The sequence below is a fragment of the Streptomyces sp. NPDC059668 genome, assembly GCF_042734135.1.
GTDB lineage: Bacteria > Actinomycetota > Actinomycetes > Streptomycetales > Streptomycetaceae > Streptomyces.
Genome location: NZ_JBHWEL010000028.1, coordinates 68,168 through 94,740 on the forward strand (window position 1 = coordinate 68,168; position 26,573 = coordinate 94,740).

The window sequence follows — 26,573 nt, forward strand, 5'->3', positions numbered from 1 at the left end:
CCGCGCCACGCGGACGGCGGCAACCCCCGAGGGGCACGTCCGCGCCGCGCGAACGCCGCGCGAACGCGTCGGGGCGTGTCCGTACGACGTGGGTGGTGGGCGGCCGGGCGGCGACGGGGCCGTGCGACGCGGGCCGCCGGGGCGCACGCGTCGTACGCGGGTCTCGGCCGGGGCCTCACCCGTGTTCAGGGCGTGCGGGCGCCCTCGTCCGCGGGAGCGGCCCGTGCGGGTCCGTGTACCCCGGCCGTCCAGGGCCGGGATACACGGACCCGCGGGCCGTCCCGGCGGACCACTCGCGCCGCGCGGAGCGGACGCGCCGGAGACTCAGCCCTTCGCGGGGGAGGCCTTGCCGCCCACCGGGCCGCCCGTCCCCTTGCCGGAGGCCGCGGTGTCCTTGGCCGCGTCCTCCTCGAAGGTGACCTTGCCCAGTCGGCGGTTCATGGACTTCATCAGACCCCACACGGCCAGGGCCATCACCGCGAAGACGATGAAGCCGAGGACGCCGGGGGTGACCTTGTTCTCGTCGACCTCCTTGGCGAGGGGGACGAGGTGCGTCAGTGCCAGGCTTGCGCTCATGTCAGGCATTGTCGCGGATGCCCGCAAAGAGGTCGTCCTCGGGGAGGGAGGTATCGACGAGGGACTTCGCGAGCTCGTACTCCTCGGTCGGCCAGACCTCCTTCTGGATGTCCATGGGGACCTTGAACCAGCCGCCGTCGGGGTCGATCTGGGTGGCGTGCGCGATCAGCGCCTTGTCCCGGATCTCGAAGAACTCGGCGCACGGAACGTGCGTGGTCAGCGTGCGCTCGGCGCGCTCGAACTCGCTCCACCGCTTCAGCCAGTCCCCGTACGGCGACTCCAGGCCGCGGTCCAGCAGCGCGTTGTGCAGCGCCTCGGTGCGCGGGCGGTTGAAGCCCTGATTGTAGTAGAGCTTCCGCGGCTGGAAGGCCGGCCCGTACTCGGACTCCGGGTACTTCTCGGCGTCCGCCGCGCCCTCGAAGGCCACCATCGAGATCTTGTGGGTCATGATGTGGTCGGGGTGCGGGTAGCCGCCGTTCTCGTCATAGGTGGTGATCACCTGGGGACGGAAGGAGCGGATCTGCTTGACCAGCTCACCGGCCGCCTTGTCCACGTCCTCGAGCGCGAAACAGCCCTCGGGCAGCGGCGGCAGCGGGTCGCCCTCGGGCAGGCCCGAGTCGACGAAGCCGAGCCACTCCTGCTTGACGCCGAGGATCTCGCGGGCCTCGTCCATCTCCTTCTTGCGTACCTCGTGGATGTGCTCCTCGATGTACCGGTCACCCTGGAGCTTCGGGTTGAGGATGGAGCCGCGCTCCCCGCCCGTGCAGGTCACGACCAGCACGTCCACCCCCTCGGACACGTACTTCGCCATGGTGGCCGCGCCCTTGCTCGACTCGTCGTCGGGGTGGGCGTGCACGGCCATCAGTCGCAGCTGGTCAGTCAAGACTCAATCCTCGGTCAGTCGGCTGTCGCCTGGGTAGGTCGGCTGTCGGCGCCCGGCGTGAATCAGCGCGATGGGCGGCTTCTATAGTGACGGAATCGGGGGGCGAATAATTCCGGGGCCCGGTCTCCGGGGCCCCTGCCCGGGGCCTCGCAAGGCTCGGTCCCGGACCTGCCGAGAGGACGATCATGAGTACGGCGCGCACACAGCTGCCCGAGGGCCGGTACGGCCGGTCCGCGGACGAGCGCGCCGACCGGAAACTCAGGATCCTCGGCAGCGTACTGGGGGTCGTCCTGCTCGCCCTGATCGGCTGGTTCGCCTACTACTACGTCGGCGAGAACAAGATCAGCGCCCAGGTGATCACCTTCGACGCCTCGGCCGACTCGGTCCAGGTGCACCTGGAGGTGCACAAGGACGCGAACGCCCACGGCTACTGCACTCTCCGCTCGCAGAGCGCCGACGGCGCGGAGGTGGGCCGCGCGGACTTCCGTTTCGACCAGGACGCCTCCCGCATCGACAAGGTCGTCACGCTCCGTACGACCTCCCGTGGCAGCACGGCGGAGCTGATCGGCTGCCACGCCGACTGACATCCCCGGTGACCTCACCCGCGATACCGGTCCTGACCTGGGTTGACGGAATTCTGATGTCTTATGTCCTCCCCCTTGAGCCGCTGAATTGTTAGGCTCGTGGTTTCGCCCACCCGTGAAAGAACATGCTTCTGGGTAGGGCGATGCTTTGTATTCCCAGTACCTACGAGGAGCACCTGTGACCCAGACCAGCGAGAACGTCACCTGGCTGACCCAGGAGGCGTACAACCAGCTCAGGGCCGAGCTGGAGTACCTGTCTGGTCCCGCGCGCACGGAGATCGCCGCCAAGATCGCGGCCGCGCGCGAGGAGGGCGACCTGCGGGAGAACGGCGGGTACCACGCGGCCAAGGAAGAGCAGGGCAAGCAGGAGCTCCGTGTGCGCCAGCTGACCCAGCTCCTGGAGAACGCCAAGGTGGGCGAGGCCCCCGCGGCGGACGGCGTGGTCGCCCCCGGCATGGTCGTGACCATCGCCTTCGACGGTGACGAGGACGACACGCTGGACTTCCTGCTCGCCTCGCGCGAGTACGCCAGCGCCGACATCGAGACGTACTCGCCGCAGTCCCCCCTGGGCTCCGGTGTGAACGGCAAGAAGGTCGGCGAGGACGCCCGGTACGAGCTGCCGAACGGCAAGCTCGCCTCGGTGAAGATCCTCAAGGCCGTGCCCTACCAGGGCTGAGCCCTCCGTCCGGGCACGACCGGAACTCCGGTCCCGGACTCTTCGCTCCGACGACGCCCCCGGCCCGCGCCGGGGGCTCCGTCATGTCCGGGGCCCCGTCACCGGCACCGGTGCGCCGACCAGGTCCGCCGGGCCGCGGCCCCGGTCCGCCGGCCGTGTCATGCCGTGGCGGACCGGTACTTGCGTACCGCCAGCGTGCGGAAGACCAGGATGATCAGGACCGAGTAGATCAGCGAGGCCCAGACGGGATGCTGCATGGGCCAGGCGTCCGACGGCGACAGCCCCGGATTCCCGAAGAGCTGGCGGCACGCCTGCACCGTGGCGCTGAACGGATTCCAGTCGGCGACATGGCGCAGCCAGGGGGTCATCCTGCTGGAGTCCACGAACGCGTTCGAGACGAACGTGATCGGGAACAGCCAGATCAGCCCGCCGGACGTGGCCGCCTCGGGGGTGCGCACGGAGAGACCGATGAGCGCGCCGATCCAGGTGAACGCGTACCCGGTCAGGAGCAGCAGGCCGAAGGCGCCCAGCACCTCGCCGAGGCTGGTGTGGGTACGCCAGCCGACGAGCAGGGCGACGACGGCGAGCACGAACAGGGTCAGGGCCGTCTGCACCAGGTCGGCGAGCGTGCGGCCGGTGAGGACCGCGCCACGCGCCATCGGCAGCGAGCGGAACCGGTCGATGAGGCCCTTGTGCATGTCGTCGGCGATGCCGGCGCCGGCGCCCGCGGTGGCGAAGGTGACGGTCTGCGCGAAGATGCCGGCCATCAGGAACTCGCGGTACGTGGACGGGTCCGTGCTGCCGCCGATGTTCATGGAGCCGCCGAACACGTACGAGAACAGCACCACGAACATGATCGGCTGGATGAGGCCGAAGATCAGCATCTCGGGGATGCGGGACATGCGGATCAGGTTGCGCTGGGCGATGACCAGGGAGTCGCGCACGGACTGGCCGAGGACTCCCTTGGGGGCCGCCACCGGGGCGGTGTCTGTCACGGCACTCACTTCACGGGCTCCTTCTTCGCCTGGCGGCCCTTCGCGTCCGCGACCTCGCCGTGCTCCTCTTCCTTCACCTCGGCCACATGGCCCGTGAGGGAGAGGAAGACGTCGTCGAGCGTGGGCCGGCGCAGGCCGATGTCGTCGATCTCGATACCGCGGGTGTCCAGCTCGCGGATGACCTCCGCGAGGAGCTTCGCGCCACCGGTGACGGGGACGGTGAGCTTGCGGGTGTGCTCCTCGACGGTGCTCTCGCCCTTGCCGAAGCCGCGCAGCACCCCGGCGGCGGTCTCCATGTGCTCGCGCTCGTGCACGACGACCTCGACGCGCTCGCCACCGGTCCGCGCCTTGAGCTCGTCGGCGGTGCCGCGGGCGATGACACGGCCCTGGTCGACCACGCAGATGTCGTGCGCGAGGTGGTCGGCCTCCTCCAGGTACTGGGTGGTCAGCAGGAGCGTCGTACCGCCGGAGACCAGCTGCTTGATGACCTCCCACAGCTGCTGGCGGTTGCGCGGGTCGAGGCCCGTCGTCGGCTCGTCCATGAACATCACCGGCGGCGAGACGACCAGCGCGGCGGCCAGGTCGAGCCGGCGGCGCATGCCGCCCGAGTAGGTCTTCGCGGGGCGGTCGGCCGCGTCCGTCAGATGGAACTGGTCGAGCAGCTCGACGGCCCGGACCTTCGCGGCCTTCGACCTCATCTGGTAGAGCCTGCCCACCATCTGGAGGTTCTCGCGGCCGGTCAGGTACTCGTCGACCGCGGCGAACTGTCCGGACAGGCCGACCCTGCGCCGTACCGCGTCGGGGTGCTTGAGCACGTCGACGCCGGCGACGACCACCTTGCCGCTGTCGGGTCGCAGCAGGGTCGTCAGGCAGCGGACGGCGGTGGTCTTGCCCGCGCCGTTCGGCCCGAGGAGGCCCAGGACGGTCCCCTCGGGGACATCGAGGTCGACGCCGTCCAGAGCCCTTACGTCACCGAAGGTCTTGACCAGACCTTCGGCGTAGATGGCGCCTGGCATGTGAGTTCTCCACGTCTTTGGGGATGTACACGCTGAGTTCTGGTGAATTACGGTTGCTTCTCGTCAGCTCCGGCGTTCCGTGGCGACTTGTCGCGCGACCGCTCCACCCCGCCACGCGCAGGGTCGGCGGAAGACACACCGTAACGCGATGTATCGCGTTCCTCAACAGATTTTTCCATCGGACGACGAGAGGGGATCCGATCCGGCCCAGGCCCGCCTTCGGCCTCAGTCGATGACCGTGTAGCCCGCCTCGCGCAGGGCGCGGCCGACCTCGGCGCAGTGCTCGGGACCCTTCGTCTCCAGGTGCAGCTCGACCTCCACCTCCGTGAGCCCGAGCCGGGGATCGGTCCGTACGTGGCTCACGTCGAGGACGTTAGCGTCCGCCACTGACAACACCCCGAGAAGTGTCGCCAGCGCTCCGGGGCGGTCCGTCAGCCGGAGCGTGACCGCGAGGTAGCGGCCGCTCGCCGCCATGCCGTGCCGCAGGATGCGCTGCATCAGCAGCGGGTCCACGTTGCCGCCGGACAGCAGCGCGACGACCGGTCCCTCGAAGGTGTCCGGCTCCTGCAGCAGCGCCGCCACCGGGCTCGCGCCGGCCGGCTCGACGACCAGCTTCGCCCGCTCCAGACAGAGCAGCAGCGCGCTGGACAGGCTGTTCTCGGAGACCGTGCGCACCTCGTCCACGAGGTCGCGGATGATCTCGAACGGCACGTCCCCCGGCCGTCCGACCTTGATGCCGTCGGCCATCGTCGCCGGGTTCGCGACCGGCACCGGCCGGCCGGCCGCCAGCGAGGGCGGGTACGCCGCGGCGCCCGCCGCCTGCACCCCGATGATCCGCACGTCGGGGCGGATCGATTTCACCGCGACCGCGACCCCCGCGGCCAGCCCGCCACCGCCGATCCCGACGACGATCGTGCGCACCTCCGGGCACTGCTCCAGGATCTCCAGGCCGACCGTGCCCTGGCCCGCGATGATGTCGGGGTGGTCGAAGGGGTGGATGAACACCGCTCCCGTGGCGGCCGCGTACTCCTGCGCGGCGGCCAGCGTCTCGTCGACCACCTGACCGTGCAGCCTCACCTCGGCGCCGTAGTCCCGGGTGGCCGCGACCTTCGGCAGCGGGGCCCCGGTCGGCATGAAGACCGTGGAACGCACGCCCAGCAGCGAGGACGCGAGGGCCACCCCCTGCGCGTGGTTCCCGGCACTCGCCGCGACCACACCGGCCGCGCGCTCCTCCGGCAGGAGCCCCGCGATCCGCACGTACGCGCCACGGAGTTTGAACGAACCGGTGCGCTGGAGGTTCTCGCACTTGAGGTGCACCGGGGCGCCCACCAGCTGGGACAGGTACCTGCTGCCCTCCATCGCGGTCATCCGCGCCACGCCCGAAAGCATCTTCTGGGCGCCTCGTACGTCGTCCGACGTCACCCTGGGCAAGGAGTCAGCGGTGCTGTAGCTCATGACCACCAGTCTCGCAGTTCACGCATGGGGGCTCCTTGTGTGACCACCCTCCGAGACCGGTTTCCGCAGCGCCGGTACGACCCGCCTCCCAGCCGCGTACCCTGTCCCCCAACCCAGCTCCCCACGCATGAATTGAGCTCCCGGCCATGCCCACAACACCAGAGATGTCGATGGACATGACGACCGTCGGTGACACCGGTCTTCTCGAAACGCTGCAGCACGAGGTCGCGGTCTTCGCGCGCCGTGCCGAACAGACCCGGCTCGGCGGGGTGGGGCAGGTGCGCAACTCCATGGACCGCGCCGCCTACCTGCTGCTCAACCGCCTCGACAAGGAAGGCCCGATGGGCGTCAAGGCGCTCGCCGCGAGCATGGGCATCGACTCCTCGACGGTCACCCGGCAGGTGGCGCCGCTGGTCGACACCGGCCTCGTCAAGCGCACCTCGCACCCGGAGGACGGTCGCGCCGTGGTGCTCCAGCTGTCGCCGCGCGGGCACGCCCGCCTCGAGGAAGTGCGCTCCTCCAGGCGTCAGTTGATGGCCGAACTGACGGACGACTGGGAGCCGCAGGAGCGCGAGGTCTTCTGCGCGCTCCTCATGCGCTTCAACGGCGCGCTCTCGGCCCGGATGACGACCACGGGAGTCGTGTCGCCGGACCGGCCGACGTCCTGACACCCGCCTCCCACCCGTCTCCTCCCCCGGGTGTCCCCTCCCCCGGCAGCCGCGCCCGTCCCGGCCTCCCGGGACTCCGCGGACCTCTCCCGGCCACGCCTGCCACCCGGGCCCCCGGCACCCCCGCGCGCCGTGCGCGCCCGGCACGCGCGCGCGATGTGCGCCGGGCTCTTGACCGGAAGGCCACGTCTGGCCTCATATGAGACCGGGCTCCTGTCGCACACGGTGCGGCCTGTCGTACGCGGCCGGAGCCTCGTTCCCCTCAGGGTCGCCCTCGGGCGGGAGGCGTGTTGCGAGAACGGCGTGCGTCCCAAGGTGCCCGCCGGGCCCGGGAGTTCGAGGCATTCGTCGCGGGCGCGGCAGGGCGGCTGCTGCATGCCGCCACGCTGCTCACGGCGGAGCCGCCGGAGGCCAACCCACGCGCGCGGCGCCTGCTGACGCTGGCGCTGGCCCACACGTACGCCTCCTGGGACCGGCTGCGCGGCGAGGACCCGTACGACCGGGCCCGTCAGCACCTCGCCGTGCGCTTCGCCCGTGGTGCCTGGCACCAGTACGGGGGCTTCGGGCGCGCCCGCCCCGCCCCCGGCGGCCCGCTGGCGCGGCTGACACCCCAGGAGCGGCTGATCCTGGTCCTGCGGCTGTACGAGGGTGTCGCCGAGGAACAGGCCGCGGCCCTGCTCGGGCTGCCCACGGAACGTGTCAGAGCGATCTGCGCCCGCGCGACGGTGACCCTGCTCCACCCGCCGCGCGGGCCGGCCCCGGCGGTGGCGGAGGTGGCACCCTCGTGACCCTGCACGAGCGCGAGACGGCCGTACGGCGGCTGCTGGAGCGGACGCCGCCCAAGGTGCCGCCGGACCTGTACGCGGAGGCCGTGCGCCTCGGGAACCGCATGCTGCGCCGCAGGACGCTGGCCCGGCGCCTGATGTGGCTGCTGCTGTTCGCGGCGACCGTGGCCTTCGTCGTCTGGGCGGCGACGGCCCGCCCCTGGGTGGAGCCGCCGTCCCAGACGACTCCACCACTGACAGGCTGGTGACCGGCGCCGGGCCGGACGGTGATCCGCCGCTCCGCCGGTGCCCGGCGCGGGACGGACGGTGATCCTCGGTGCCCGGCGCGGGACGGACGGGGCCCGGCGCTCAGCCGGTGACCGCCCGGCCGGCTCCTAGCCGAGGGCCTGCTGGAGGTCCTGGAGCAGGTCGTCGACGTTCTCGATGCCCACGGAGAGCCGGACGAGGTCGCCCGGTACCTCCAGGGCCGAGCCCACGACGGACGCGTGCGTCATCCGCCCCGGGTGCTCGATCAGGGATTCGACGCCTCCCAGGGACTCGCCGAGCGTGAACACCTTCGCGCGGTTGCAGACCTGGACGGCCGCCTCCTCGCCGCCCTCGACCTGGAAGGAGACCATGCCGCCGAACGCCCGCATCTGCTTGGCCGCGACCTCGTGACCGGGGTGGTCCGGCAGGCCCGGGTACAGCACCCGCGTCACGCGCGCGTGACGGGTGAGCATCTCGGCGACCCTCCCGGCGTTCTCGCTGTGCCGGTCCATGCGCACCGGGAGCGTCTTGGCGCCGCGCAGCACCAGCCAGGAGTCGAAGGGCCCGGCGACCGCGCCCATCGCGTTCTGGTGGTACGCCAGCTCCTCGCCGAGTTCCTGGTCACCGGTGATCAGCGCGCCGCCGACGACGTCCGAGTGGCCGCCCATGTACTTGGTGAGGGAGTGCACGACGACGTCCGCGCCGAGCGCGAGCGGCTGCTGGAGGTAAGGGGTGGCGAAGGTGTTGTCGACGACGAGCCGGGCGCCCGCCTCGCGCGCGATCTGCGCCACCGCGGTGATGTCCGTGATCCCCAGGAGGGGGTTGGAGGGCGTCTCGACCCAGATGACCTTGGTCTTCGGGGTGAGGGCGGCCCGTACCGAGTCGGGGTCGCTGGTGTCGGCCACGGACCACTCCACGCCCCAGCGCGAGACGACCTTCGCGAAGAGGCGGAACGTACCGCCGTAGGCGTCGTCGGGGATCACCACGTGGTCGCCGGGACTGAGCAGCGTACGCAACAGGCAGTCCTCGGCCGCCAGTCCGGACGCGAACGCGAGGCCCCGGCGACCGCCCTCCAGGGCGGCGAGGTTCTCTTCCAGGGCGGTCCTGGTGGGGTTGGCGCTGCGGCTGTACTCGTAGCCGCCGCGCAGCCCGCCGACGCCGTCCTGCTTGTAGGTCGAGACCTGGTAGATCGGCGGGACGACCGCGCCGGTCAGGGGATCCGCGGTGTTGCCCGCGTGGATCGCGAGGGTCTCGAAGTGCTGACTGATGTGCCTGTCGCTCATGGGTCCCGAGCGTAGTGCGCCCGCGGGGCTGGTGACGGACCGCCGCCCCGGCCGGCGCCGCGCGGCGCAGCGCCCCGGGGCCCGCACGAGGGTCCGGGCGGCCCGCGTCCGACCGGGTTGGCCAATTGTCGGACCCGTCTGGTTCGCTTGAGGCATGCAAATTCTCTGGGTCCTGATGGCGCTGGCCCTGTTCAGCCTGGTCCTGCTGCCGGTCCTCCGGCGTCGGCGCGCCGGTATTCAGCTGGTCTCGCCCGGCGACCCGGACGCCGCGGACCCGGCGAACTACGGATTCCTGCGCCAGGAGCAGCTGGACATCCGCATGCCGGGCCAGGACGCGGATCTCCTCGACGTCCTGGACGTGGTGCAGCACACCCAGGACTACCGTGCCGCCGCGCAGCTCCTGGCGGGCACCGAAACGGCGGGCGAGACCCGCTGGCAGCGGGTGCAGGCCTTCGCGGGCGCCGCGTCCCTGGAGCTTCAGCAGCACCCCGGCGGGGTCAGTGAGACGCCGGGCGGGCAGTGGCTGCGCGTGTGGCGGGCCGAGGCGCCCAAGGACGCGGGCGGCGCGGCGGTGCACGCGGAGTTTTTGGTGCAGCAGGCGTGGCGGACGTCGACGCCGGGGACGGACGAGTTCCGGATCATCATGGAGGAGGCGAGGTCGGCCTGCGGCGAGGCGGCGCTGCTCTCCCCCGGTGACCCGATCCCGTACATCGTCGAGCTGTCGGTGGCCCGCGGTCTCGCCTATCCCCAGGCGGAGTTCGAGAAGCTGTGGCTGAAGATCCTGGACCGCGCGCCGTCCCACATGGGGGCGCACCTGGCGGCCCTCCACTACTGGTGCGAGAAGTGGCACGGTTCGCGTGAGGTGGCGTACTCGTTCGCGGAGGCCGCCGCGGCGCGCGCGCCGCAGGGCTCCCTGCTCGCGGCCATGCCCCTCTTCGCGGTCTTCGAGCACCTCCCCGAGGTGAACCTGGTCCGCAGCTTCTACCAGAGCGAGGTCGTCACGAAGGCGGTCCACGGCGCGCTCTTCGCGGTGCACGCGGCCCGCCCGGACGACCCGATGCTGGCGCACGTCCGCCATCTCCTGGTGTTCTTCCTGGTCCGCGGCGAGCGGTGGGCCGAGGCGATGAACCAGCTGGTGCACGTCGACGGCCACGTCGGCGCCCTCCCCTGGACCCTCACCGCCGACCCGGCGGCGGACTACGCGGTGTACCGCGCGCTGGCGGTGGCCGGATACGAGGCGAACGGAGGCAGTCCGGCGTCCCTCCCCCGCTGAGGAGAGACGCCGGGGGCGTCCCGCGAGCACCGGGAACCCGGGCCGGAATGCCGGCCGGGGCTCCCTCGTTGTACCCGCCGGACCCCACCCCCGGCCCCGCGCCCCCTCACCCCGTGGAGACCGCATGTTCCTGGACAGCCGTACCCCGCGACTCCCGACCGCCGAGCAGGCCCTGTCCGGCCGGTCCGAGCCGATCTTCCGGGTCCCCGAACGGCACACGGTCCTCGGCACCCCCCTGCTCGGCCCGTACCCCGAGGGCCTGGAGATCGCCGACTTCGGCCTGGGCTGCTTCTGGGGCGCCGAGCGCAAGTTCTGGCGGCTGCCGAAGGGCGTGTACACGACGCTCGTCGGCTACCAGGGCGGCTTCACCGAGAACCCCACCTACGAGGAGGTCTGCTCGGGCCTGACCGGCCACACGGAGGCCGTCCGCGTGGTCCACGACCCCGCCGAGATCTCGTACGAGGAGCTGCTCAAGGTCTTCTGGGAGTCCCACGACCCGACCCAGGGCTTCCGCCAGGGCAACGACTCCGGCACGCAGTACCGTTCCGCGGTCCACACCCACACCCCGGCCCAGGCAGCCGCCGCGGCCGCCTCCCGCGAGGCCTACCAGAGGGTCCTCACGGCCTCGGGCCACGGCACGATCACCACGGAACTCCTCCCGGCACAGGGCCGCGCCTTCTATCCGGCGGAGGCGTATCACCAGCAGTACCTCGACAAGAATCCGGCGGGGTACTGCGGGATCGGGGGAACCGGCGTGTCCTGCCCGATCGGTGTGGCCAGGGTGGATGGCTGAGCCGCTGTCGCCGGAAGCCGCGGCGACCCTGCGGGCGCTGCTGGCGGGCTCGGATCCGGTCAGCAACGCCCTGCTGGCCCAGATTCCCCACACGCGCGTGGTGCGCCGGTGCGGCTGCGGCTGTGCGACGGTCGATCTGGAGGTGGACCGCACAGCAGCGACTCCGGCGCCCTCGCACGACAATCCGGCCGTGGACGCCGGGTACACCAACCCGCACGCGGCGGGCGTCCTGGTCTTCACCGAGGACGGCTACCTCTCGCTCCTGGAGATCTACTCGGTCTCGGACGAGCCGATCACCGCCTGGCCGGACCCCCGCTTCATCGAACGATGAGCAAGCGAGGGCACGCACCAGCAGTACCTCGACAAGGATCCGGCGGGTACTGCGGGATCAAGGGGACGGGGGCCAAGCTGCGCACACCGTCCGCGACGAACTGGGGAGCGTCCTGCGCGACGGGCGTCACGCCGGCGCCGGAGGCCACCGAGGAGCAGTCCGCGCAAGGTCGCGCTGATCGGTCCTGGGCGATGTAAAGGCTCATGGCACGAACGTCCGTGCAGAGATCTTTACTACCGGGCCGGACCGTGCGACAGCCGCATCGCTTCTGCCTCACTCGTTCGAGCGGAGCGAAAGTGCTCGTGCCCGTTAGGCTGAGGCGTGGGACAGAATCGCGCCCATGGGAGCATCCATGACCACGCCAGCCGCTGAGCAACCCCTCATCCCCCAGCCGCCTGCGACGGTCGCCACGCTGCGGCAGGCCGTCAGTCAGATCGCGCCCGCCTCGCTCCCCGCCTTCACGCGGGAACTGGACCAGGCTGCCGACCAGTCCCGACAGGGTTCCGATCTTGCCCCTCTCCGGCGGTTCATCACCCAGTGGGCCGTCTACGTGCACATCCAACGCCAGCCCGGCCTGGCTGCAGACTTCCGCCGCTGGGAGGACGCTGCCGAAGCGGGCGACGCCGCGCAGGCACGACAGGCCGCCGTCGAGATCGGACGGCTTCTCGATGAAGCCCACGCGGCCGTCGGTCTCTCGACCCGGTGAATCCGGACTGGCACTGGGAATACGACCCTGATCACGACCACGTGGCAGGCGGCCTCCCGGCCCACGTCGTGGCGGAAGTCGAACGCCTGGCCGACCAGCTCGTCGAGCTTGCCAGTACGGGGATCGATGTCAGTGATCTCGGCAACGGCCCGAGACCGGGCGGTCTACGTCGTATGGACGCGGCCGGCGGATGGTTCTACTTCCTCGTCGCCCCACGCGCCCCACTCATCATCATCGTCCGCATCGTGCCCCCGTTCGACGCCTTGTAGCGATTGCGCCGGCACTCGCGGAGGGCCGACCGGGACATGCCCATGGCTCTAGAGGTCCACGGCTACGCACGCGCATAGCCGAAGCGGCCGGGTGTGACCGAGCGCGGGCACCCCCACTGACCTGGCCACCCCCCTCGGCACCCGTGCCGTCGCCCGTGCCGTCCCCCCGCGTCGCCGTGCCGTTCCCGTCGGCCGGGGCGCACGGGAGAGTCGCGGACGGAGACCGTGGGGAGGACCATCGAAGTCGTGTAGGCAAGGTGGTGGCTATGGGGATGCAGTCGATGCATTTCAGTGAGAGCCCCGAGGATCCGTTCGCGCTCGGGCGCGGCGCCTCGGCCGTGCTCGACGATCGGGGCGCCGTGGTCGGCTGGAGCGCACGCGCGCAGGAGTTGCTGGGCTATCCCGCCAAGGAAGTGATCGGACGGGCGTGGCAGGACCTCCTCGTGGACGCGCGAGACCTGCCGATCGTGCGGTCCGTCGTGGTGGAGGCCATCAGGACGGGAGGCTGGTTCGGGGTCGTGCCCGTCCGGCACCGCGACGGGCGACGGATCGAGATGGGATTCCGGGCCCGCGCGATCACCCGGGACGGGGACGCCCGGGAGTGGTCCCTGGTCGGAGCCCCCGCCGCGGAGGTCATCGCCTGGCAGCGGGACCGCGCGCTGCTGGACGGCCTGTACCACCGGTCCCCGATCGGTCTGGTGGTCCACGGCCCGGACCGGAGGGTGATCCGGGTCAACCGCGCGATCGAGAAGGCGAGCGGGGTCCCGGCCGAGGCGCCGGTGGGCCGTCGCCCCCGCGAATTCATGGTCGACGAGGACGCGGGACCGGCCGAGGAGCGGGTACGGCACGTCCTGGAGACCGGCGAGCCGCTGATCTTCACGGAACAGTCGGCCCGGGCACGCCACGACCCGGGCCGCGAACGGATCGTCTCCGTATCGGCGTTCCGGATGGAGGACCCCGCGGGCCGGGTCCTCGGCGTGGCCGAGACGATCGAGGACGTGACCGACCGCCACCGGGCCCGGCGCAGGCTCGCCCTGGTGAACGAGGCGAGCGCCCGGATCGGAACCTCGCTGGACGTGGCGCAGACGGCCCGGGAGCTGGCGGAGGTCGTCGCCGACGGCCTCGCCGACCACTGCTCGGTGGACCTCCTGGAGCCGGTGACACTCGGCGACGAACCGCGCCCCGGCGTGACGGGCGCGCTGCTCCGCGTGGCCCTCACGCCCCCGGAACGCCGGGTCCCGTACCAGGAGGGCGAGGTGGTCCCCCTCCTTCCGGGATCCCCGCAGGCGCGGTGCCTCACCGAACGCCGCCCGATCCTCGAACGGCTGCTGTCCCTGCGGCCCGAGTGGTACGCCATGGACCGGCGGCGGATCGAGATCGCCATGGGGCTCGGCGTTCACTCACTGATCGTGGTGCCCTTGGTCGCTCGCGGCCTGGCACTGGGCGTGGTGAGCCTGTGGCGCGTGCGGCATTCGGAACCATTCGAGGACGACGATGCCGCGGTGGCCCACGAGCTTTCCTCGCGTGCGGCCGTCTGCATCGACAACGCGCGCCGCTTCACCCAGCAGCAGAGCGCCGCGTTGACTCTCCAGCGCAGCCTGCTGCCGAGCGCGGCGTCCGACCTGCCGGCTGTCGAGGTGGCCTGCCGGTACCTCCCGGCAAGCGGGGAACCGGGCATCGGCGGTGACTGGTTCGACGTGATCCCGCTGTCAGGGGCCCGGGTCGCACTCGTCGTAGGAGACGTGGTCGGCCACGGGATCCACGCCGCGGCCTCCATGGGCCGCCTGCGCGCCGCCGTGCGCACCCTGGCCAGCCTCGACCTGGAACCGGACGAGGTGGTGGCGCGGCTGGACGACCTGGTCAGTCTGCTGGCCGCCGAGCTGGAGGCGAACGCCGTCGGCGGCTCCGCGGTGGAACAGATGCTCGGGGCCACCTGCGTGTACGCGGTCTACGATCCGGTCTCCCGGCGCTGCTCCCTGGCACGCGCCGGTCACCCGGCACCGATGGTGTCCACCCCGGACGGCGAGGTGACCGTGCTCGACCTGCCCGCCGGTCCGCCGCTGGGTCTGGGCGGGCTGCCGTTCGAGACGTACGAACTCGACCTCCCCGAGGGCAGCCTGCTCACGCTCTACACCAACGGACTTCTGGAGGCCCGCAACAGCGACATCGACGCCGCGCTGGAGCGCCTGCACGAATGCCTCACGCACACCGACGATTCCCTGGACAGCACCTGCCGCAGCGTGGTCGAAGCGCTGCTGCCGAAGGAACGCCTCCCCACCGACGACGTCGCGCTGCTCATCGCCCGTACCCGGGTGCTGCCGCCCCAGGACGTCGCCACCTGGCAGCTGCCCCTGGAAGCGACCGCCGCTGCCCGGGCCCGGGAGCTGACCACGGCGAAACTGACCGAATGGGGGCTGGAGGAAATGGCCTTCACCACCGAGCTGGTCGCCAGCGAACTCGTCACCAACACCTACCGTTACGCGGAGGGCCCCGTCACCCTGCGCCTCATCCGCACGCACAGCCTGATCTGTGAGGTGTCGGACGCCAGCCACACCTCCCCCCATCTCCGACGCGCCCTCAGCACGGACGAGGGCGGACGCGGGCTCTTCCTGGTCGCGCAGCTCACGGAGCGGTGGGGAACCCGGTACACCCACGACGGCAAGACCGTCTGGACGGAACAGCCCCTGCCGCACGCCTGACCCGCGACGAAGGCGTGGCCCGTTCCACCAGGTGCTCTCCGCACGGGGGGGGGCGGGACCGCATGACATGGATCGTCATGCCGCGTTCACGGACCCGTGCCGCCATGTGACCCATGGGTGGCGCCGGCCGTCGGTCAGGGGCGCAGCTGGGCCGGCAGTTCTTCACCGGTGAGGTATCCCCGCTCCTGAGGGAGCAGTCGGGCAGCCGAGTCCAGGTCGCCGTCCCTGACGAGTGCGTGGATCTCGTGGGCGAGCGGGGTCACGTCGTTGATGGACACGATCCACTCGTCCGCGTAACGCGACGATGCCTCGCCCGAGAGCCCCAGTTGCAGCGAGCGGTGCGGCAAGGGTTGCAGGTGCAGGTCGCGTTCGGGGTCCCACTGGACGCGGGCCGGTGCGCGCTTGAGGTCGCGCTGCCAGGCGCTGCGATCGGGATGCAGTCCGCGGACGTAGTGCGACAGGCAGGCATGGCGCAGCGCCCAGTCGAAGCCGTCGCGGGTGATCTCGACGGCGAGGACGGTCTCCTGCCCCTCCTTCGTGCCCCAGCCGGAGCGGTACATCATCCACAGGAAACTGGGCTTGATCCACGTCATGCGCCCAGGCCTCCATGCGGCGGGAAAACGGCCGTCCCGGATGGCGGGCAGGCCGATCTCAGGGGAGTACGCCTGGTAGACGGTGATCGTGGACGCCGTGTGGAGCGCGCGAATCCTGCGGAGCGGTTCTTCCATGGCCTACAGCGTGGGCTCGGTCAGCCCGGGTGACCACCGATTTTCGACCCGTTGCCCGATCCGACGGAGGACGTCGGCCGCAGGCGGCGGGCGGTTGCCGGCGCGCGCCGAGCGGCCACCTCGTCCTAGTCCACCTCGATGCCGAAATCCCGCACGAGTTCCTCCAGGCCACCGGTGTAGCCCTTGCCGCCCAGGACGAAGTCCCAGTCCCCGCTCGGCCTTCGCCGGAAGGAGCCGAGCACCAAGGCGGTTTCGCGGGACCGGCCGTCGGAAACCTCGAGCTGTCCCAGCTCGGTCAGCCGCGGGTCGAGCAGACGGATGCGGGCGTCGGTGAATCCGGAGAGGTCGGCGTCCGGGTTGACCTCCGGGTCGATCGCGGCCACGAGGACGAACCGGTCGGCCTCGTCCGGCAAGCCGTCGAACGAGACGCAGATCGCGGCCTTGTCGGGTGCGGTGGGGGCCAGAGCCCGCACGGAACCGTCGGCTGTCCGTGGGTTGTTGAAGAAGACGAAGTGATCGTCGCTGAGGACTCGGTCGCCACGGCAGACCAGAGCACACACGTCCAATGCCACGCTGCCGGTCCACGACATGCCCAGGACGTTGTAGTCGTGGGGCAATCGGATGTCGGGGATCGTCGGCGTCGGCGTCGGCGTCGGCGGTGCCGCGGTGCGACGGCCGCCCTCGCCCAGACGCCCACGCAGCCCATGACGATGCAGCAGGTCGACGAGCTCAGGGCCCGGGATCAACTCCAGCGGCTTGCCGTTGGCGAAGGTGTGCGAGCCGGGGCCGAACCCCGACGTCGTCACGAGGACACCCTTGTTGGCGCCGGCGTCCTGCACGGTTCCGTACAAGTCACGTACGGCGGTGGGCGGCACCGTGTTGCGGTAGCGCTTCACCTGGACGACGATCTTCCCGCCCCGGATCGGTGTCGGATCCAGCGCGTCGACGTCCACACCGCCGTCGTTGGAGCGCTGGGTCGTGACCGCCTGCATCCCCATGGCCCGGAAGAGATCGGCGACGAGGTTCTCGAAGGCGATCGGATCCATGTCGTACAGGTCGGGTTCCTCGTCGCCGCCGTGCGCGACGACACGGTTCCCGACATCCTGCGGCCGACGGCTCGGCCGTACCGGCGAGAGCTGGTCGGGGCGGGCCGAGAGCTGTCCGCGGAGTGCGTCGGCCAGACAACTGCCCGCGTCCACCTGTGCCAGGTGCAGACCACGGAACGTCGAGACCGAGGCCATCACGGTCGCCAGGTGGATCCGGCCGGGCCGGCCCGTCGTGGGGTCGTGCCCGTCCACGAACCCGTTCAGCGTCACCGACTCGAGCGCGCCCAGTTCGTCCGCGGCGAAGAGCTCGTGCAGAACGAGAAGCATGCACTGGGCGAGCACCTCCCGGTACAGCGCGCGACGCTGCCCCACCGGGCGCGCGGTCTCCTTGTCCTGGTCGGTCCCGGACACGTAGCGAACGGACTTGGCCTCAGGGACGATGCTGTAGGCGGGCAACTCCCAGTCCAGCACCAGCTGTCCGGCCGCCGCGTCATAGGCTGCCGTCACCTGGCGTGGAAATCCCTCCGGCCATGCCGACGAGGCGTAGAGAGCGGCGGAGAAGTACTCGACGACCGAGTCGGGATCACGACGTCTCACTCCGTCGGTCACCTGGACGATGCCGGCGTTGTGCCGCCGCACCTCGGCCAGCTGCGCGTCGGCCCACTGCTGGTGCTCCCGCTGGTACGACGCCAGCTGTTGCAGCCGATGGGCCTCCGCCGCCTGGGCCGCGTGCCAGTCCCGCTCGAAACGGGTCCGCGCTTCGGCCTGTGCCTGGGCCCGGCGGCTGGACGTCCACCCGCTCTGCGTCTGGTAGTGGCTGAAGTCAGGCATGGCCACCGGCTGGGCCAACGGTCCCGGGGCGAAGGGCTGGACCTCTTCACGCCTCATGAGGGAGGAGACTCTGAACGCCGGAGCCTGACAGCCCGACGTGAGAAGGCCCTGTAGCGACGCGACCTGCGCGTCGAGCTCTTCTGTGCGACGTAGCGCTTCCGCCTGCCGGTACTCGCGGTGGTCCTGGGCGGCCCGCCGCTGGTACGCACGTGCTTGCTGAGCTTCTCGTCTCTGCCGTCCCGCTTCCGCTTCCCTCTGGCGTTGCTGCTGCCGTTGCATCTCTGCCCAGACGCCGACGTAGCCGGTTGAGCGACGACTCATGTGCTGCAGGCCCTCCCCGGTGCGCGCTGGCTGTCCCCACAACCAGGTGTGACGATATGACTCTATCCAGCAGCAGCCGTCCCGCATATCCGCGTGCCGAAGGCAACCGGATCCTGTCATCCCCCCAGGTCAGAGCGACTTGAGAGGGAGCCTGGACGAAGGCCACGCGCGCCCTCTGCGGACCTGGCCGGCGGCCGCGCGGTCACCCGGTGACCACCACCGGCCTCGTGCGATCGATTGATAAGGTCGGCCCATGTCCAGTCGCAGCCGCGACCGTGTCGCGGACGTCCGCGGCGTCGTGGTGGCGCACCTGCGCGGCTGTCGGATCGAGTCCGTCGTACCGCTCGGCGAGGGCCTGGACAACCTGGCGTACGAGGTCAACGGTGAGCTGATCGTGCGCTTCAGCAAGGAACCCGACCGGACACGGCGGGCCGCCCTGGTGGACCACGAGGCACGCGTGCTCGCCGCCGTCGCCGGTATCTCACCGCTGCCGGTCCCCGAACCGGTGTTCACGGTCGCGGAGCAGGGATGTCTCGCCTACCGCAAGCTCCCCGGCACGCCGCTGCTGGACCTGTCGCGGCACCAGCGATCGGCCCACGGCACCTCGATCGCCGCCACGCTCGGCGAGTTGCTGACCGCGCTGCACGCCGTCCCGGTCGATCGGCTGGCCGATCTGGTGGACGCGGACCACCAGCCGCCGGCCGAGTGGCGGCATGAGGCCGCGGAGAACTACGCGGCGGTGGCCGGGCAGGTGCCGGCGGCGCACCGCCGCCCCGTCGAGGCGTTCCTGGCCACCGCGCCACCCCACGACGGATACACCCCGGCGTTCTCCCACAACGACCTGGGGATCGAACACGTTCTCGTCGACCCGGTCACATGGACGGTGACCGGCGTCATCGACTGGAGCGACGCGGCCGTCGTCGACCCGGCCCACGACTTCGGCCTGCTCCACCGCGATCTCGGCCCTGCCGCCACCCGCGCCGCCCTCAGCAGCTATCGAACCGAAGCCGACGACCTCGACGCTCTCGGCGAACGCGCCGTGTTCTATGCCAGGTGTGGCGTCTTCGAGGACCTCGCCTACGGCATCGAGACGGAACAGGGCAAGTACGTCGACAAGAGCCTCGCCGCGATGGAATGGCTGTTCCCGTCATAGCCGCGTCATCTCGACCCGGCGGCCGACGGCATCAACCCCGTTCGGGTACCGGCGCCCGGCTCTCGCGCCGACGGGGCAGCAACGACCCCCTCGCCTGCCGGGCAACCGCTCGTTCCGCGCGGACGCGTTGGAGGAGAGCCGAGCGGGCCGAGCGGTCCACCTCGCCGAGCTGGACGGCTTCGCCTGTCGCCGACGTCCGGAGAAGGCCGCCGGCCGACGTACGGAAAAGGCGGCCGGCCGACGTACGGAAAAGGCGGCCGGCCGACGAACTCCGCGGGACTCCGGCATCGCCGACCTGTGTGGACCTCGGTGCCCGAGTGCGGCGGCACCCTCGGGACCGGGGCCGAAAGCCGCCGTTGCGAACCGTCACTCGGCGTTCCGGCGATGAGCGAGAGGCATCCCGCTCCCGCTCTGCCGCACGGCGTGCTCAGAGCGGCTGGAGCCGGGTGCGCAGGAGGCAGAACTCGTTGCCTTCCGGGTCGGCCAGGACGTGCCAGGTCTCGGTGCCGGTCTGGCCGATGTCGACCGGCGTCGCGCCGAGCGCGAGCAGTCGCTCCAGCTCGGCGTCCTGGTCACGGTCGGTGGCGTTGACGTCGATGTGCAGGCGGAGTTTCCCGGTTCGCGGCTCACCGCTGGGGCTGAGGACGAGGGTGGGCTGCGGCCCTCCCCAGCCGGTTCCGGGCGGCCCGATCTCGATGCTCCCGTCGTCCTCCCGGCCGAGTTCGACGTAGCCGAGGACCTCGCTCCAGAATGCGGCGAGCCTCTCGGGGTCGGCGACATCGATGACCAGTTCACTGATGCGGCATGCCATGCCCGTCAGTGTACGTAGACGACGGATCCGGGAGCCGGGAACCGGTCGTCGGCCGCCCACCCGTACCCGTGGGTGCGCCGGACGTCTGTACGGACCCCCTCCCGTACGCTCCCGCGCTCAGTGACCAGCTCCGAGGAATTCGGTTGCCCCGCACCACCGTCGAGGGCTAGAAACCAGGCATGGCCGACATCCAGGGCTCGTACGACGAACTGTTCACCGCCGTGCCCAGCACGCTGTCCGCGTTCTTGGACGAGGGCGACGCCGGTGCCTCGGTGGCCGTCTTCGTGGACGGCGAACCGGTGGTGGACGTCTGGGGCGGGTACGCCGACGCGGACCGCACGATCCCGTGGCAGCGGGACACCCTCACCAATACCTGGTCGGTCACCAAGACGATGACCGCGTTGTGCGCACTGGTCCTGGCCGACCGCGGCGAACTCGACCTGGCCGCGCCGGTCGGCCGGTACTGGCCCGAGTTCGCCGGCGCGGGCAAGGAGAAGGTGCTGGTGCGGCATCTGCTGTCGCACACCGCGGGCCTGCCCGACTGGGACGGGCCGATCGAGGAGCTCTACGACTGGCCGTCCGCCACGGCACGTCTGGCCGCGCGGACTCCGCAGTGGGAGCCGGGCACCGCGGCCGGATACCACTCGCTCACCCAGGGGTTCCTCGTGGGCGAGGTCGTACGCCGGATCACCGGCCGCGGCCTGGGCGAGTTCTTCGCGCAGGAGATCGCCGGACCGCTGGGCGCCGACTTCCACATCGGGCTGCCCGCCGAGCACGACCACCGGGTGGCGCTCACGATCCCGCCCGCTTCCCAGGACGAGGACTACGCCTCCAGCGCGCCCGACAGCAAGGCGTCTCCCTCCGCGGCCACCCCGGTACGGGTCCGTGACGGCAACAGCGTGGCCTGGCGTCGTGCGGAGATCCCCGCGGCGAACGGCTTCGGCAACGCCCGCTCGGTCGGCCTCGTACAGTCGGTGATGGCCTGCGGAGGAACGGTGCGCGGAACCCGGCTGCTGTCCCAGGCGGCCTGTGACCTCGCGAGGCAGGAGCAGTTCAGCGGCGAGGACCGCCTCCTGGGCACGCACATGCGCTGGGGCCTGGGGTACGGGCTGTTCGACAGCATCTACGGGTGGGGCGGCTGGGGCGGTTCCCTGGTCATGATCGAGCCCGAGGGCCGGATGACGGTGGCCTACGTGACCCATCAGATGCGCGAGCCCGCTGACGACAACCGGGGGCTGGAGATGGTGATGGCCGCCTACGACGGCCTCAAGGGTCTGCGGGCCTGACCCGCGGCCGGTCCGACGGGCAGCACGGGCCGACGGGCAGCACGGGCACGGTGGGCAGCACGGGCACGGCGGAACCACCGGCGGTACCGAGGTCTCGGACAGGTCGCCGCTGGTACGCCGTCTCACGCCCCACGCGGAATCCACGGTCACCGTCCACCGGGCGTACTCGCCGGAGAGCGGTCCGGCCGCCGCCCGGGAGGGTGCGACAGGGCGTCACACCAAGTCGGCTGCGTTCTCCGGGTCGTGGTCCTTGGACACCGGGTGATCCTCATCCGGGCCGCCGGCCGGGACGGCGGCCCGGAGCGCCTCTTCGACCCGGCGGTTGCTGGTCATGGATGCCGTGACGGCCGTCATCGCCAGGAGAAGGCCGCCGGCGGCGTAGAGCGGGGTGCGGAGGTCGTAGGTGGTGGCCAGCCAGCCGCCGAGGAAGGCTCCTATGGGAGCGGCGCACATGGCCAGCATGCGCGAGGTGGACGCGACCCGGCCCATGAGGTGGGCGGGGACGATCGCCTGCCGGAGGGAGGGCGCGAGCACCATCGTGGCGCCCATGCCGGCCCCGCAGAGGGCGAGCGCCGGCCCGGCCACGTACGGGTTCGGGGCAGCGGCCAGGCCCAGCACGGCAAGCCCTTCGACGGCGGCTGTGCAGGTCAGTGCGGTGCCGGTGCCAAGCCGTCGGCCGAGGTGGGAGGCGACGCCCGCGCCGAGCAGGCCGCCGGTGGCCTCCGCCGTGAGGAGCAGGCCGAAGCCGTAGGTGTCGATGCCGAGGCGGTCGTGCGCGAAGAGGGCGAGGACGGTCTCCACGGCGAGGAAGGCGATGTTCCCGACCGCCGGGCGGAGCGCGAGCCCGAGCAGCACCCGGTCCCGGAAGACGTACGAGGCCCCGGCCCGCGCCTGCCGAAGCAGCGACTCGCGGACCTCCGGCACGGGGCGGGGCATGGCGGGCAGCGTGCGGACGAGCAGTGCGGAGAGCGCGAACGACACCGCGTCGGTGAGCAGCGGAACCGCCCGCCCGAGCGCGAGCAGCGCACTGCCCGCGGGCGGCCCCGCGAAGCCGGACATGGCGGTCTGGGCGCCGCGCAGGCGGGAGTTGGCGCGCTCCAGGAGCGCGGGGTCGCGGCGGAGCAGATCCGGCAGATAGGCCGTGGCGGCCGTGTCGAAGAAGAGTCCGCCGAGGCCGAGCAGGAAGGCGACGGCCGCGAGCAGCGGAATGCTCAGCACGTCGAGCACGGCCGCCGCCGCGGGTATGGCGAGCAGCACCGCACGTGCCGTGTCCGCGACCCACATCGTGCGGCGGCGGTCCCAGCGGTCCACCAGCGCGCCGCCGAGCACCCCGAAGAGCAGCCACGGCAGCGTCCCGGCGGCCGTGACGACGGCGAGCGCCATCGGATCACGCGTCAACGTCAACGCGAGCAGCGGCAGCGCGGCGTGCGTCACCCCGTCACCGAGCGAGGAGACGGTCTGCGCGGTCCACAGCCGTCCGAACCCGGTCGGCAACTTCCGTATGTCCGTGGTCACTTGGTGCCCTCCTCGGTCTGCTCGGGCCGTGCCGGGTGGAACAGCGCGAAGACGAGTGACGCGTCCGGCAGGGACGGATCGGACAGCTCCCGGTACTCGTCCGCCAGTGCCTCCAGCCGCGCCCCCAGTTGCGCGAACTGCTCCTCGGTGAGCCGCAGATGCGCCATCCGTACGTGCCGCTCGCCCTCCGCCGGCGACGCCTCCAGGTCCGCCACCGCATGGCGCATCAGCACGTCCGGCCCTCCCTCGCCCGGGTCAGGCAGCTCGATCGACCGCGCGGCCATCGCGTAGTACCGCTCGGTGACACCCCGCACCTTCCGTGTCCGCACCACCTTCACCAGGCCGGCCCGCTCCAGCAGCCGTACGTGGTAGCTGGAACTCCCCTTCGCGAGGCCCATCCGCTCGGCGATCTGCGTGATCGTCGCGGGCTCGAAGCGGAGCACGGCCATGATCCGGTGGCGCGTGAGACTGGAGACCGCGCGCAGCTGCTCGTCCGTGGTGACGTGAAACGTCTCGGGGAGATCGTCGGTAGGCATGCGAGCAATGGTCAACGATTCTTGACCATTGCGCAAGGGGATTCGCACGAAGCTTCTTCCACGGGAGCGTCCGTGCCCTGCCCTGTCCCGCCGCAGCCGAACTGCCTTACCGGCCAACTCCGTTACCCTCGGAGCAGCGCGCCGCGTGGTCGACTCGGTGTCCGGCCCGGGCCTCGCGAGCAGCCGCACGAGCAGTCCCATGAACAGCCGTACGAGCAACCTCGCGAACCGCCGCCGCACCCGCCGCCACACCCGCACCCGCACCCGCACCGAGGGCCGATGAGGAGCCACACCTCTCCCTAGGTCAAGTCACGGTCAATTCAGCCTGGTTCGAAAGGCGCGGCCTCCGCGCGCTGCGCGCCCTACGATCCCTCGCATGCCGATTCGCCGGACATTACGGATGATCAACGTGCTCGCCGTGGCCCTCGCCTGCGCGATCGGGGGTGGCGTGGGGACGGCGCGGGCCGCGGAGAGCCGGCCGTCGCACGACCGGCAGTTGCTGTACCTCAACCACTCCTACGGTGTGCTCGACCGGGAGACCGCCGACGCGATCGAGCACTCCGGTTATCTGCGGGACTTCGCCGACTTCCAGCTCCGCACCACGACCGGCGCCGACGGGCAGACCTGGACCGGCCGCTATCTGATGGGCCGCGAGACCTACCTCGAACTGTTCGGGGTCGGTGACGTCGCCGGCCAGGACGGCACCCTCGGCTCCGCCGGGATGGGCCTCTCGGTCGAGCGGGCGGGAGACTTGGCGACGGTCACGGAGCGGCTGAAGGACGAGGGCGTCGCCGACCCCGTCCCGTTCCTCCAGACGCGTGACTTCGGTGACGGCGTCCCCGTTCCGTGGTTCGACGCCATCCTGACCACCACCACGTACGACGCCTTCGGAGCCTGGGCGATGGAGTACCGGCCGGAGTACTTCGCCGACCCGCGCGGCGACACCGAGCCGGCGAACTTCCCCGGTGACGTCGGCCGGGAGCGCTACCTGTCCGACGACTACCGCGGCCATTCGATGCGTGACGTCACCTCCGTCCGGCTCGCGGTCACCGCGGGCGACCTCGCCGACACCGTGCCGCTGCTGCGGGCCGGCGGTTTCACGGTCCGGACCGTGCCGGACGGTGGCGTCGTCGCGGAGCGTGGCAGCACCACCCTGCGGTTCGACGCCGTCGCGCGCGACGACGCGGGCCTGCGGCGGGTCGAACTGTCGCTCAACCGGCCCGTGAAGGACCGTCACGTGGAACGGATCGGTCACTCGACGCTCGTCGTCGGACCGGGCGACCACGCCGTGTGGACGTTCGCCGGCAACGGCCCCGAGTAGGCCGGCAGCCCGCGGAGCGCGCCCTCGTCGAGGGCGCGCTCCGCCGCGCGCACCCTGTGGTCGGCGAACACGGCCGGTTCCCCGCTCGAACGTCCCTCAACTCCTCGGCCCCGCGGCGGCACACGACACCCCGGACCCGCGATGACCTGCGGATTCGTCCGGTCGGGGAGGTGAAGGCGCCGGGGCGTGAGGTGGGCGGGAGGGCGGGAGCGGCGTTCGCGGTCGCGTGACCTGTCCGGACAAGTAGCAGACGTACTGGACCTGCGCCTTTACCTGCCACTGAAGATCTCGTCGTGTACTGGCCATCTGTTCTTGGTCAACCTCCCCCCAAAGAACCTTATGTTCACGGTCAAATGATGGGCAAGAACAGCAATGGAGGACGTTGTGTCCCTGGATGCCCGTAGCGCTCGGCGGTTCGCCGCTCCCGCAGCCGCAGCAGTCGCCGCCGCCGTCGTGACGATGGTGGTCAACCCGTCGCTGGGCGCGTCGGCCTCGGCTCCGCAGGCCGCGGCGAAGGCCAAGGCCCCGACGGCCAAGAACGTCATCTTCATCAACGGCGACGGCATGGGCGCGGCACTGCGTCAGGCCGCCCGTCTGCACTTCGCGGGCCTGAACGGCCAGCTCGCCATGGACAAGCTCCCCGTCTCGGGCCAGCTGACCACGGAGCCGGACGACCCGAAGGCCGTCGTCACCGACTCGGCCGCCGCGGCCACCGCGTGGGCCACCGGCGAGAAGACCTACAACGGCGCCATCAGCGTCGACGTGGACGGCAACCCGCTGGCCACCCTCGGCCAGCAGGCCAAGGCGGCCGGCAAGGCCACCGGCCTGGTCACCACCGCTCAGGTCACCGACGCCTCGCCGGCGGCGTTCTTCTCGAACACCGCCAACCGTTCGGCGCAGGACGAGATCGCCCGCCAGTACATCGAGGTCAGCAAGCCCGACGTCATCCTGGGCGGTGGCGAGGACTGGTGGCTGCCCGCGGGCAGCGCCGGCGCGTTCAAGGACCAGCCCGCCGAGGACCCGTCCGAGGCGAGCAAGGGCACCAAGGGCGACCTCATCAAGAAGGCCAAGAAGGCCGGTTACTCCTACGTCAACAGCGCGGACCAGCTCAGCCGCGCCAAGGACGGCAAGCTGCTCGGTCTCTTCGCCAACGAGGAGATGTTCCAGCAGCGTCCCGAGGGCCAGGGCGACGTGTACAGCCCGGTGGTCGGTCTCTCCACCATGACCAGCAAGGCCCTGAGCACGCTGGACAAGAACAAGAAGGGCTTCTTCCTCATGGTCGAGGAGGAGGGCACCGACGAGTTCGCGCACTCCAACAACGCCACCCGCACCCTGCAGTCCATGCAGGAGCTGGAGAAGGCCGTGGCCGTGGCGCGCGCGTACGTCGCCACCCACTCCGACACCCTGCTGGTCATCACCGGCGACCACGAGACCGGCGGCCTGGCCGTCGAGGAGTCGGACGCCGCCGACGAGTCCGGCACCGGCATCTCCGCCGAGGACGGTCCGTTCAGCATCCGCGGCAGCGAGAAGAGCTTCTACGTCGACTGGACCACGTCCGGTCACACCGGTGTGGACGTGCCGGTGACCGCGGCCGGCCCGCTGTCCGACCGCTTCACCGGCAAGCACGCCAACACCCACGTGTACGACGTGCTGCGTCAGGCCCTGACGCGCCGCTGAACCACGCACTGACGGCGGGGGGCCCGGGGGGGGCACCACCCGGGGCCCCCGGCGCGGCCGGCCCCCCGCGCGCGGCCGCGTCGGGGGTGGGGGGGGGAGGGGAGGTGGAC

General features: G+C 71.3%; 26 protein-coding genes. 15 read left to right on the top strand and 11 right to left on the bottom strand.

Features of this window, described 5'->3' with window-relative positions; genetic code table 11:
- Positions 1-324 precede the first annotated feature (324 nt).
- Entirely contained in the window at positions 325-585 is a 261-nt protein-coding gene (locus tag ACFV2J_RS21480; protein ID WP_385084645.1) for a hypothetical protein, read from the bottom strand.
- Positions 578-1,459: a mycothiol conjugate amidase Mca gene (gene mca, locus ACFV2J_RS21485; RefSeq protein WP_385084643.1), complete on the bottom strand. Its 882-nt coding sequence runs from the start codon at positions 1,457-1,459 to the stop codon at positions 578-580. Before mca ends, ACFV2J_RS21480 begins: the two co-directional genes overlap by 8 nt.
- A gap of 185 nt (positions 1,460-1,644) precedes the next feature.
- Between mca and ACFV2J_RS21490 the strand changes: the two genes are divergently transcribed.
- Positions 1,645-2,043: a DUF4307 domain-containing protein gene (locus ACFV2J_RS21490; protein WP_385084641.1), complete on the top strand. Its 399-nt coding sequence runs from the start codon at positions 1,645-1,647 to the stop codon at positions 2,041-2,043.
- A 178-nt stretch (positions 2,044-2,221) separates the two neighbouring features.
- Positions 2,222-2,719, top strand: coding sequence for a transcription elongation factor GreA (greA, locus tag ACFV2J_RS21495; RefSeq protein WP_385084639.1), 498 nt, complete (start codon positions 2,222-2,224; stop codon positions 2,717-2,719).
- Positions 2,720-2,877: 158 nt separating this feature from the next.
- On the opposite strand, the gene ACFV2J_RS21500 is transcribed toward greA, so the two are convergent.
- The 3 genes from ACFV2J_RS21500 to ilvA form a co-directional block, all read right to left on the bottom strand.
- Positions 2,878-3,723: an ABC transporter permease gene (locus ACFV2J_RS21500; RefSeq protein WP_385084637.1), complete on the bottom strand. Its 846-nt coding sequence runs from the start codon at positions 3,721-3,723 to the stop codon at positions 2,878-2,880.
- Positions 3,720-4,730, bottom strand: a complete 1,011-nt coding sequence (locus ACFV2J_RS21505; protein ID WP_385084635.1) for an ATP-binding cassette domain-containing protein — start codon at positions 4,728-4,730, stop codon at positions 3,720-3,722. The genes ACFV2J_RS21500 and ACFV2J_RS21505 overlap by 4 nt, the downstream gene beginning before the upstream one ends.
- A gap of 225 nt (positions 4,731-4,955) precedes the next feature.
- A complete protein-coding gene (gene ilvA / locus ACFV2J_RS21510; RefSeq protein ID WP_385084633.1) occupies positions 4,956-6,185 on the bottom strand; it encodes a threonine ammonia-lyase in 1,230 nt (409 codons plus the stop codon).
- A gap of 164 nt (positions 6,186-6,349) precedes the next feature.
- Here ilvA and ACFV2J_RS21515 point away from each other — a divergent pair, with 164 nt between their 5' ends.
- The 3 genes from ACFV2J_RS21515 (at position 6,350) to ACFV2J_RS21525 (ending at position 7,886) form a co-directional block, all read left to right on the top strand.
- A complete protein-coding gene (locus tag ACFV2J_RS21515; protein ID WP_359497413.1) occupies positions 6,350-6,853 on the top strand; it encodes a MarR family transcriptional regulator in 504 nt (167 codons plus the stop codon).
- 290 nt (positions 6,854-7,143) lie between these two features.
- Complete coding sequence (locus tag ACFV2J_RS21520; RefSeq protein WP_385084631.1) at positions 7,144-7,641, top strand: sigma factor-like helix-turn-helix DNA-binding protein; 498 nt, start codon at positions 7,144-7,146, stop codon at positions 7,639-7,641.
- The gene (locus tag ACFV2J_RS21525; RefSeq protein ID WP_385440036.1) at positions 7,638-7,886 is read left to right on the top strand and encodes a hypothetical protein; all 249 of its coding nucleotides are present in this window, start codon (positions 7,638-7,640) and stop codon (positions 7,884-7,886) included. Before ACFV2J_RS21520 ends, ACFV2J_RS21525 begins: the two co-directional genes overlap by 4 nt.
- A gap of 126 nt (positions 7,887-8,012) precedes the next feature.
- On the opposite strand, the gene ACFV2J_RS21530 is transcribed toward ACFV2J_RS21525, so the two are convergent.
- Entirely contained in the window at positions 8,013-9,167 is a 1,155-nt protein-coding gene (locus tag ACFV2J_RS21530; protein WP_385084627.1) for a cystathionine gamma-synthase, read from the bottom strand.
- A gap of 154 nt (positions 9,168-9,321) precedes the next feature.
- Here ACFV2J_RS21530 and ACFV2J_RS21535 point away from each other — a divergent pair, with 154 nt between their 5' ends.
- From ACFV2J_RS21535 to ACFV2J_RS21560, 6 genes are all read left to right on the top strand, one after another.
- A complete protein-coding gene (locus ACFV2J_RS21535) occupies positions 9,322-10,440 on the top strand; it encodes a hypothetical protein (protein ID WP_385084625.1) in 1,119 nt (372 codons plus the stop codon).
- A 124-nt stretch (positions 10,441-10,564) separates the two neighbouring features.
- Positions 10,565-11,233 carry a peptide-methionine (S)-S-oxide reductase MsrA gene (gene msrA / locus ACFV2J_RS21540; RefSeq protein WP_385084623.1) on the top strand — a complete coding sequence of 223 codons (669 nt, stop codon included), beginning with the start codon at positions 10,565-10,567 and terminating at the stop codon, positions 11,231-11,233.
- Positions 11,226-11,564, top strand: coding sequence for a hypothetical protein (locus tag ACFV2J_RS21545; RefSeq protein ID WP_385084621.1), 339 nt, complete (start codon positions 11,226-11,228; stop codon positions 11,562-11,564). The genes msrA and ACFV2J_RS21545 overlap by 8 nt, the downstream gene beginning before the upstream one ends.
- Positions 11,565-11,916: 352 nt before the next feature.
- Positions 11,917-12,270, top strand: a complete 354-nt coding sequence (locus ACFV2J_RS21550) for a DUF6247 family protein (RefSeq protein ID WP_385084619.1) — start codon at positions 11,917-11,919, stop codon at positions 12,268-12,270.
- Positions 12,267-12,539, top strand: a complete 273-nt coding sequence (locus ACFV2J_RS21555; RefSeq protein WP_385084617.1) for a hypothetical protein — start codon at positions 12,267-12,269, stop codon at positions 12,537-12,539. The genes ACFV2J_RS21550 and ACFV2J_RS21555 overlap by 4 nt, the downstream gene beginning before the upstream one ends.
- Before the next feature lie 272 nt (positions 12,540-12,811).
- The gene (locus tag ACFV2J_RS21560; protein WP_385084615.1) at positions 12,812-15,238 is read left to right on the top strand and encodes a SpoIIE family protein phosphatase; all 2,427 of its coding nucleotides are present in this window, start codon (positions 12,812-12,814) and stop codon (positions 15,236-15,238) included.
- Between the two features lie 134 nt (positions 15,239-15,372).
- Here the strand turns inward: ACFV2J_RS21560 and ACFV2J_RS21565 are convergent, their stop codons facing one another.
- Both ACFV2J_RS21565 and ACFV2J_RS21570 read right to left on the bottom strand, forming a co-directional pair.
- Entirely contained in the window at positions 15,373-15,966 is a 594-nt protein-coding gene (locus tag ACFV2J_RS21565) for a DUF4291 domain-containing protein (protein ID WP_385084613.1), read from the bottom strand.
- Between the two features lie 125 nt (positions 15,967-16,091).
- Complete coding sequence (locus ACFV2J_RS21570) at positions 16,092-18,164, bottom strand: restriction endonuclease (RefSeq protein ID WP_385084611.1); 2,073 nt, start codon at positions 18,162-18,164, stop codon at positions 16,092-16,094.
- A 253-nt stretch (positions 18,165-18,417) separates the two neighbouring features.
- On the opposite strand from ACFV2J_RS21570, the gene ACFV2J_RS21575 reads away from it, so the two are divergent.
- Positions 18,418-19,317 carry a phosphotransferase family protein gene (locus ACFV2J_RS21575; RefSeq protein WP_385084609.1) on the top strand — a complete coding sequence of 300 codons (900 nt, stop codon included), beginning with the start codon at positions 18,418-18,420 and terminating at the stop codon, positions 19,315-19,317.
- A 427-nt stretch (positions 19,318-19,744) separates the two neighbouring features.
- On the opposite strand, the gene ACFV2J_RS21580 is transcribed toward ACFV2J_RS21575, so the two are convergent.
- Positions 19,745-20,128 carry a VOC family protein gene (locus ACFV2J_RS21580; protein ID WP_385084607.1) on the bottom strand — a complete coding sequence of 128 codons (384 nt, stop codon included), beginning with the start codon at positions 20,126-20,128 and terminating at the stop codon, positions 19,745-19,747.
- A 179-nt stretch (positions 20,129-20,307) separates the two neighbouring features.
- On the opposite strand from ACFV2J_RS21580, the gene ACFV2J_RS21585 reads away from it, so the two are divergent.
- Positions 20,308-21,414 (top strand): serine hydrolase domain-containing protein, encoded by a 1,107-nt coding sequence (locus ACFV2J_RS21585; protein ID WP_385084605.1) that lies wholly within the window; start codon positions 20,308-20,310, stop codon positions 21,412-21,414.
- A gap of 213 nt (positions 21,415-21,627) precedes the next feature.
- Here ACFV2J_RS21585 and ACFV2J_RS21590 read toward each other — a convergent pair whose 3' ends face one another.
- Positions 21,628-22,929: an MFS transporter gene (locus tag ACFV2J_RS21590; RefSeq protein WP_385084603.1), complete on the bottom strand. Its 1,302-nt coding sequence runs from the start codon at positions 22,927-22,929 to the stop codon at positions 21,628-21,630.
- On the bottom strand, positions 22,926-23,465 hold the full coding sequence (locus tag ACFV2J_RS21595) for an ArsR/SmtB family transcription factor (RefSeq protein WP_385084601.1): 540 nt from the start codon (positions 23,463-23,465) through the stop codon (positions 22,926-22,928). Before ACFV2J_RS21595 ends, ACFV2J_RS21590 begins: the two co-directional genes overlap by 4 nt.
- Positions 23,466-23,865: 400 nt before the next feature.
- On the opposite strand from ACFV2J_RS21595, the gene ACFV2J_RS21600 reads away from it, so the two are divergent.
- Positions 23,866-24,786 (top strand): DUF5829 family protein, encoded by a 921-nt coding sequence (locus ACFV2J_RS21600; protein WP_385084597.1) that lies wholly within the window; start codon positions 23,866-23,868, stop codon positions 24,784-24,786.
- 459 nt (positions 24,787-25,245) lie between these two features.
- The gene (locus ACFV2J_RS21605; protein WP_385098207.1) at positions 25,246-26,463 is read left to right on the top strand and encodes an alkaline phosphatase; all 1,218 of its coding nucleotides are present in this window, start codon (positions 25,246-25,248) and stop codon (positions 26,461-26,463) included.
- The last annotated feature ends 110 nt before the right edge of the window (positions 26,464-26,573 follow it).